The sequence below is a fragment of the Rheinheimera mesophila genome, assembly GCF_000986865.1.
GTDB classification, from domain to species: domain Bacteria; phylum Pseudomonadota; class Gammaproteobacteria; order Enterobacterales; family Alteromonadaceae; genus Pararheinheimera; species Pararheinheimera mesophila.
This window is the reverse complement of the sequence record NZ_LAVS01000043.1, coordinates 1-7,580: the sequence shown is the minus strand read 5'-3', so window position 1 is coordinate 7,580 and position 7,580 is coordinate 1. Positions and strand designations below refer to the sequence as shown.

The 7,580-nt window shown below is 49.2% G+C and carries 8 protein-coding genes; 5 read left to right on the top strand and 3 right to left on the bottom strand.

Annotated elements, in window-relative coordinates; all coding sequences use genetic code 11:
* Both SD53_RS12240 and SD53_RS12235 read left to right on the top strand, forming a co-directional pair.
* The coding region (locus SD53_RS12240; RefSeq protein WP_046520524.1) for a group I truncated hemoglobin at positions 1 to 275 on the top strand (275 nt) is incomplete at its 5' end.
* Entirely contained in the window at positions 275 to 1,228 is a 954-nt protein-coding gene (locus SD53_RS12235; RefSeq protein WP_046520522.1) for a D-2-hydroxyacid dehydrogenase, read from the top strand. The genes SD53_RS12240 and SD53_RS12235, both read left to right, overlap by 1 nt.
* On the opposite strand, the gene SD53_RS12230 is transcribed toward SD53_RS12235, so the two are convergent.
* Positions 1,212 to 2,060, bottom strand: coding sequence for a hypothetical protein (locus SD53_RS12230; RefSeq protein ID WP_052749369.1), 849 nt, complete (start codon positions 2,058 to 2,060; stop codon positions 1,212 to 1,214). The two genes, SD53_RS12235 and SD53_RS12230, sit on opposite strands and share 17 nt — an antisense overlap.
* An 80-nt stretch (positions 2,061 to 2,140) precedes the next feature.
* Here SD53_RS12230 and SD53_RS12225 point away from each other — a divergent pair, with 80 nt between their 5' ends.
* Entirely contained in the window at positions 2,141 to 4,120 is a 1,980-nt protein-coding gene (locus SD53_RS12225) for a tetratricopeptide repeat protein (protein ID WP_046520521.1), read from the top strand.
* Here the strand turns inward: SD53_RS12225 and SD53_RS12220 are convergent.
* Positions 4,111 to 4,950 (bottom strand): RluA family pseudouridine synthase, encoded by an 840-nt coding sequence (locus SD53_RS12220; RefSeq protein WP_046520520.1) that lies wholly within the window; start codon positions 4,948 to 4,950, stop codon positions 4,111 to 4,113. The genes SD53_RS12225 and SD53_RS12220 overlap by 10 nt on opposite strands.
* 84 nt (positions 4,951 to 5,034) lie before the next feature.
* On the opposite strand from SD53_RS12220, the gene SD53_RS12215 reads away from it, so the two are divergent.
* Complete coding sequence (locus SD53_RS12215) at positions 5,035 to 5,703, top strand: choice-of-anchor H family protein (RefSeq protein WP_046520519.1); 669 nt, start codon at positions 5,035 to 5,037, stop codon at positions 5,701 to 5,703.
* A gap of 39 nt (positions 5,704 to 5,742) precedes the next feature.
* Here the strand turns inward: SD53_RS12215 and SD53_RS12210 are convergent, their stop codons facing one another.
* Positions 5,743 to 7,134 (bottom strand): PhoH family protein, encoded by a 1,392-nt coding sequence (locus SD53_RS12210; RefSeq protein ID WP_046520518.1) that lies wholly within the window; start codon positions 7,132 to 7,134, stop codon positions 5,743 to 5,745.
* Between the two features lie 288 nt (positions 7,135 to 7,422).
* On the opposite strand from SD53_RS12210, the gene SD53_RS18660 reads away from it, so the two are divergent.
* The coding region (locus SD53_RS18660; RefSeq protein ID WP_206539936.1) for a hypothetical protein at positions 7,423 to 7,580 on the top strand (158 nt) is incomplete at its 3' end.

Below are 7,580 nucleotides of genomic sequence, written 5' to 3'. Positions count from 1 at the left end.
ACCCCAGCATAGTGCATCATTTTGCTGACACTGATATCCCGAGATTTCGCCGTCTGTTGATCGAGCAGTTTTGTGAACTTGCAGGTGGGCCCTGTAGATACACGGGGGCATCAATGCAAGAAAGCCATACAGGATTTCAAATCACTCAGGCGCATTTTGACGCCCTGGTCAACCATTTAATCAGTGCCATGCAACAACAAAAGGTATCCATCGAAGCACAGAATGAATTTCTGGCAATGTTAGCTCCTATGTACAAAGATGTAGTGTATCGCTGATGACCACTCAGGTAGTTTTTCTTGACGCAGCCACCTTGGCTGAAACCGATTTAAGTCCACTGCATCTGGCTGACGTCAGTTTAACTTTGTACCCACAGACCTCAGCAGAGCAATTACAGCAGCACGCCAGCGGCGCACAGGTGCTGATCAGCAATAAAGTTACGCTCGATGCCAAAGCCATAGCTGCCCTGCCGCAACTACGTTGTATTCTGGTGGCTGCGACCGGAGTGAATATGGTTGATTTAACCGCAGCAAAAGCGGCGGGCATAGTGGTGTGTAACGTGCAGGGTTATGCCGGGACTGCGGTTCCACAGCAGGTTTTTGCTTTATTGCTGCAACTGACCAACCATATTCAGAGCTATCATCAGGCCGTACAGCAGGAGCTTTGGAGTCGAAGCTCACAATTTTGCCTGCATTTGCAGCCGATAGAAGAGCTGGCGGGGAAGACGATGACAGTGCTGGGGTATGGGGATTTAGGTCAGGCGACAGCTCGCCTGGCCGAGGCTTTTGGGATGACAGTTCTGATTGCAGAACGACCTGGAGCGAGACAGATCCGTCCCGGCAGAACCGGGTTTGAAGATGCCTTGCGTCAGGCCGATGTACTGTCGTTGCATTGCCCTTTGACAGACAGCACGGCGCAGCTTATCAATGCGAACACCTTAAGTTGGATGAAACCTCAGGCACTCTTGATCAACACAGCCCGGGGCGGCTTGATTGATGAAATCGCCTTAGCAGACGCGTTAGCGAAAGGCAGGCTGGCCGGAGCTGCCTTGGACGTGTTAAGTAGCGAACCGCCACCTGTTGATCATCCCTTGCTTCATCACAACTTGCCTAACCTGATTGTCACCCCGCACGTGGCCTGGGCCAGCCGTCAGGCTATGCAACGCCTGGTAACACAATTGGCGGAAAATCTGCAGGCCTTTCTGGCACAACAGCCTATTCGTCAGGTATGAGCTTCAGCAGGCGGTGATCCTGCCCCAATGTCAGAATAAAATCGGCGCTGGCAGGCAGTTGTTGCCAGCTTTGACGAGTCAAACGCTCAAAATACAACATAAAGTCTTTCAGTTCTGCCGGGCTTTTTCCCAGTCCCTGCTGTTGTAAAGTTTGCTCCTGCCAGGCCCGCCAACGGCATACAGCCCGCCAATCCGGTGCATCAAGCCAAATCAGTTGATCCAATAACAACCAGATCTGTTGATACTCCTGCGCCAGTTGCTGATTGACCTGACGCCGCCACCGGGCATCAGGGTCCTGCCGGGTTTCCAGCAGATTGGGCTTTTCGAGTAAGGCCTGCTCAGACAGAGCCGAGAGCCCGACACACCATCCCTCGAGGATCACAATGCGAGCCGTGGTTTTTTCAGAATAGCCTGCAACGCAATCTCTGCCTTTGTCATAACGCCGCCACTGCTGCGGCTCGTGGCGACGAAAAGCCTGCAATTGTGATAGCAGCAGAGAAGTTTCATGTGTGCCAGGAACCCCGCGCTCGGCAAAAAGCGGATGCCAAAGACGGGCTCGCTGCAATCTGAGCGCTGGCTCCAGATAATAATCATCCAGTGAGATCACATCCGCTTGCACTCCTTGTCCAAGCCAGAGTTTTTGCAGTGCTGTGGCCAATGTAGTTTTTCCACTACCCTGCGCACCACTGATCCCGATCACCAGAGGCGACTCAGGTTGAACCTTACTCAGCGACTCTAATGACGTTTGCCATCGGCGCTGGCTGGATAACAACTCTTTCAGGCTGTAAAAAAGCCACTGCTTCAGCCATAAATATTGATTATTTTCAGTCACTAAGCACCTTGTCGCTTTGAACTGGCTGTCTGATTTTGTTTCAGCTACACTGCGATGTCTATTTTTTGGAGAACTTCTGCATGCGTCATGCATTGAGCATTTTTTGGGTACTGCTTACGTTTTCGGTTCAGGCTGCAGACTTGACGCAGTTAATGCAGCAAGTCAAAGCCAACCCACAAGCGCAACTTGATGCACAGCTTACGCAACCGGCACGCACAGCCCAAGACAACTTTTTGCTGGCATACAGTCATTATGTGCTGAAAAACAAAGAGGCCGCACTGGAATTCAGTAATAAAGCCATGACGCTACAACCAGATACAGAACTGGCTGGCCGCATCCTGCTGATGCAGGCTTTGACTTATGGTGTGTTTTATCGCGATACCGCGATGGCGATAGAAAAACTGAAACTGGCTGAGGCCATTTTACCCGAGCAGGATACGGCAACCCTACTCAGTTTACGCATGGATATACTGGAGAGTTTTGCCCAGGCCTACAATCAGCAGGGAAATGCTGAACTAGCCATGAAAGCGGCCACACAAAGCCTGGCCTTAGCCAGCAAAGCCGCAGATAAACAGCGTCTGCTGGATTCAATGATTATGCTCGGGCGCCTGCACTTGCAAAACAACAACCTGAGTAAAGCCTACCAGTATTTTAAATCTGCCTTACCCCTTGCCAGCGAAATGGGCGATCAACAAGCGATCGCCTCGATCAGTATGCGGTTGGGCATGGCTTATCAAAAGCTGGAACAACATGAACTGGCATTACAACATTTTAATCAGGCCGCCGGGTTGTACCAGCAATTAGACAGTCTGAGTGCCCAGGCCAATGCCTTGATCAACAGCGGTGACAGTCAGTTGGTGTTAAAGCAACTGGATAAAGCCAAAGCCACCTACGACAAAGCGCTGAAACTGGCGGTGGAAAGTGAGGATCCGTACATGTTGATCTCCGCCCATGTCAGCTTGTCCGAGCTTGCACTGGAACAAGGCGATCTGGATCAGTCCGAACAGTTGCTGACTAAAGCCCATCAATTGGCCAGTCAGCTTTCGGCACAATCGATTAAAGCAGAAACGGCTTTATTCCTGGCGAATGTCTTTATCAAAAAACAAAATTACAGTTCGGCCAAACTGATGCTGGCTGAGGCGGCTCCGGAGCCGGATAAACTGGCAGCGTATCTGAAGCGCAAGCATCTGGCATTAAGCGCTGAACTGGCCGCACTTGAGCAACAATGGCAACAAGCCTATCAACTGGAGAAAACGGCCAATCAACTCGAGGTTGCAGAGCTAAACGACACCAGCAAGATACAACTGGACAATCTGCAAAGCAGTCTTGAATTACAGCTACAGCAAGAAAAACAACAGGAGCTGCATTTCAGTCAGCAAACTCAACTGAAACAATGGCTGTGGATGAGTCTGATGCTGTTGGCATTGACTGTCTTTGCACTGCTACTTTTACTGAGCAAACAGAAAAAAAATCGCTCTGGAGCTCTGATCCAACTCCCACAATGGCGCAGTTTCACTGAGCTGGTGCTGCATCATCACAAAGCCAAAACTCAGGGACACCTTCTGCTGGTGATGCCGATGCAAACGCACGCCCTGTTAGCGAAAGGTCTACAGCAGGTCAGAGCCGATTTAGAGGCGTTAAGGGCGAGTTTGGATCAGGCTCTGTTCTGGGTTGAACAGGATCAGGAGTTCTGGCTGTACTGCACTTCAGAGCAGCACGCCGCTGAACTACAGCAGCAGTTGATACAAAGCTTACCTACGGACTATCAAACGCATTCGGCCATACTGCCGCTGCACGCGTTACTTTCTGATCGCAGTTGTCAGCAGGACTTCGATGCGCTGCGTGAGTTGGTTTGGTACAGCTTGTATCTGGCAGAGCAACAAGGTTTACAAGGTGCAATACGACTGGATTATCAGTGCCATCAAAACAGGCCTTGCGCCTGGCAGACCGAACAGCTACGGCAGGATTTATTTAACGCCATTAGTCTGGGTTTATTAGAGATCCAGGCCAATGGCGTTTCATTGAGCGCCAAACTACAACGCCAACTGGCTCATATCTGAAGCTGCAGTAAATGCTTTGGTAACTCAAATTCCATCGCAGTTTTGCGAAATGGACAAATGAACTTGAGTTTTATTGCCTGCAACATCAGTCCCTGTTCATTTTTATTGCCCGACCCATAAGCAGGATCGCCCATCACCGGATGCCCTGCCTGAGCAAAATGGCGACGGATCTGATGCTTACGGCCAGTGATGAGCTTCACCCGTACTACACTGCTACGCCGCTGTTCACAATACGCTTCCAGCTCAAACTCTGTACTACAGGCTTTATTATCCAGCGGTGCATTCAGCACTGCTTTAGCGATCAGTTCGTCCGACAACTGACCTTTGACTTCAATACGATACTCTTTGTCTATTTTGTGCTGCTGCAACATCAGGCTAAAAGCGGCTGCAGCTTGTTTGGTGTGAGCAAGCAGCACCAGACCACTGGCCTCCCGATCCAGGCGATGCAATAAAAACACCTGACGTTTCCCCTGCCAATGTAACTCAGCATATCGCAGCAGTGACAAATGATCGCCCCACTCATTGCCTTGCGATAACATGCCAGCAGGTTTAAACCAGACACTGTAGCCACGGGCTTCATGCAGCAGAAGTGCCGGCTCACAGCTACGCTGTAACAGCTGTTCGTCGTAGTTCAGCTCCAGGCTATCTCCGGGCAACAGATCCGCCTGTGCGCGGCGTAATCTTTTGTGTTGCTTACCACGTCGCCACAGCACAGCGCCTTTATTCATCGCATCTTTGAGCCGGCCTTTACTCAACTCTGGAGCTGCCATCACCAAAGCGTCAATCGCCTGTTGTGCAGCAGTGATCTGCAGCTTTTTTGATAATTTCAAAATAGTTCTTCACTTAACATTAAGTTCAGCCAGTATTCATGGCCATTGGCCTGTAATGATACCAAAGCTAAGGAGGCTCTGTGTATGCGTAAATTTTGGTTGGTCAGTTTATTTATGGTCAGTTCTGCTGTTTTCTCTGGTGCAACTCTGGCCGCGCCTGCAGAAATTGCAGCCACCAAAGAGTCCTTTAAGCTACCTTCAGATGTTGCTAAAACGGCTAAACCTAAAACCGCTCTTCGCAGCAGTGGCGCCTTGATCCAGAGCGTCGAAAATAACGTCTGGTTTGACACTATTGATATCTCATTTGAATCAGACTTAAACAACAATGGCTTCTACCATGGCTTGTATGTCCGCTTTGATGCAGATACCAACTACAGTTCAGTACCTGTGTATGCCCATTTTGCGCTGAAACGGGCCGGAGCCCCTGAAGTGATTATTCATACCAGCTCCGTCTTCACGTTATACGGGACCAGTGCAGACGACTGGTTTGCGATAGAAAGTGAACTATTACACAGCCTGCCTCCGGCCTATTACGATTTAGTGATCCGGATTTACGATGCAGATTACAACGACTTACTGGCTGAGATTTCCGGTTTTGACGAGCCGGCTTTAGCAGAACTGCCACTGGAAGACTTATCCTTTGATGAGCCTGTGGTCGTGGTAGTAGAGGAAGACAGCGGCAGTTTCGGCTGGTTAGGTTTGCTCGGTTTGGCAGGGATCGCATGGACCAGACGCAAAGCGAAGATAGCCTGACAATTCAAAGCCCCGCACTGCTGCGGGGCTTTTTTGCCTTTATAAATTAGCCTCAGCAAAAGACGCCAATCTGCTGCGTACTACGCCATTGAGATTAATAGTGGTACTGCCCTCGAAGTTTTTAAAGCGCTCCACAATATAGGTTAAACCTGAAGTCACTGCCGTCAGGTAGTTACTGTCGATTTGTGACAGGTTGCCTGAGCAAATCAGCTTGGTGCCTTCCCCACAACGGGTGATGATGGTTTTCAGTTGCGCGGCACTTAAGTTTTGACACTCGTCCAAAAGTACTATGGCATTTTGAATGCTGCGACCGCGCATAAAGTTGACCGATTTAAACTGAATATTGGCCTTGTCCATTATGTATTGCACGCTGGCATGCGGGTGTTCGTCGGTTTTATGCAGCACTTCCAGCGAATCGGTAATAGCGGCCAGCCATGGCGCCATTTTCTCTTCCTCAGTGCCAGGTAAAAAGCCGATAGACTCGGCAATTTCTGGCGTGTTGCGGGTCACTATCACCTTGTCGTACATGCCTTTTTCAATCACCAGTTCCAGTGCCGCAGCCAGAGCGATCAGAGTTTTACCACAACCGGCAGGACCGGTCAGAATCACCAGGTCCATATCCGGGTCCAGCAGGGCATTGAGCGCCATGGCCTGATAAATATTTTTTGGATGAATACCCCAGGCATGTTTATGCATCAGGCGCTCAAAACCTAAATCGAGAATTTTGATTTCCTGTTCGTTGATTTCCAATACCCGCCCGGCAAAGGTTTGCGCTTCATCAATCAGGTATTCGTTGATATAAGCGTTGGGCAGCACAGCACGTGGCACAAAATGATAGGTATCACGGCCTTCATTGTGGGTGCGGCAATCTTTGACAACAGACCAAAAGTCGCCGCTAAATTTGTAATAGCCTTTGTATAAAAACCGCACATCGTCAATCAACTGGTCGGTACGATAATCCTCGACCAGCTTCAGACCTGCCCCTTTGGCCTTCAGCCTCATGTTGATATCTTTGGTGACCAGTATCACTTTGGTCGGCGCTTTTTCCCGTTGTAAAAACAAGGCGGTATTAATAATTAAATGGTCGTTTTCCCCACCCGGTAAGCCGGGGATCTGGTCGCTGATATGATGGTCATTGATGATAAATAAGTGACCGGCATTTTTTTCTTCCGTGTGGCTGGGTAACGCAACGCCTTGCAGCATTTGTTCCGGTGAAGCATCTTTTAACACATCCTCCAAAGCGCGAATGGCGATACGGGCTTCACGACTGACGTCTTTGTGTTTGTCTTTGATATGGTCTAACTCTTCGAGCACTGTCATTGGAATGACAACGTCGTGTTCCTGAAAGTTTAAGAAGGCGAAAGGTTCATGCAGTAGAATGTTGGTGTCCAGAACGTATATTTTTTTATCTTTAGCTCTTCTTCGCGCCATAAGCAGCTCCTTAGCGACAATAAACCATGAAAGTTCATGGCAAAAATACAACAATCTTTATTTATTTTCGGTATACAACATCTGACTTGCCGGCTGATGTTTGGTTCAGTAAAGCGATCGCCCTCAGTGCTTTGATTCATTTGATCTAAGCTTAGAGCAAAAATGCACGGCCTGTATGACCAATAGATGACGATTTTTAATCTATTGCAAAAAATACGTGGCTCAGGCTGATGCGATAGCAGACTTTTAGCTGTACCATAGCGCGCCATTTTCTGCAGTGAGGACAAGATGATAAAATTTGCTTTGGGTCAACGTTGGATCAGCGACAGTGAGTCGGATTTAGGTTTAGGCACTGTGATCGGACATGAAGGCAGGATGCTGACTTTACTGTTTCCGGCCAGTGGTGAAAACCGTCTGTATTCTGTTTTGGAAGCACCGCTGACCCG

What these genes read in the sequence shown, in the direction of transcription:
- SD53_RS12235 (WP_046520522.1), top strand. Translation starts at nt 275, where the DNA reads ATGACCACTCAGGTAGTTTTTCTTGACGCAGCCACCTTGGCTGAAACC.
- SD53_RS12225 (WP_046520521.1), top strand. Translation starts at nt 2,141, where the DNA reads ATGCGTCATGCATTGAGCATTTTTTGGGTACTGCTTACGTTTTCGGTT.
- SD53_RS12215 (WP_046520519.1), top strand. Translation starts at nt 5,035, where the DNA reads ATGCGTAAATTTTGGTTGGTCAGTTTATTTATGGTCAGTTCTGCTGTT.
- SD53_RS12210 (WP_046520518.1), bottom strand. Translation starts at nt 7,134, where the DNA reads ATGGCGCGAAGAAGAGCTAAAGATAAAAAAATATACGTTCTGGACACC.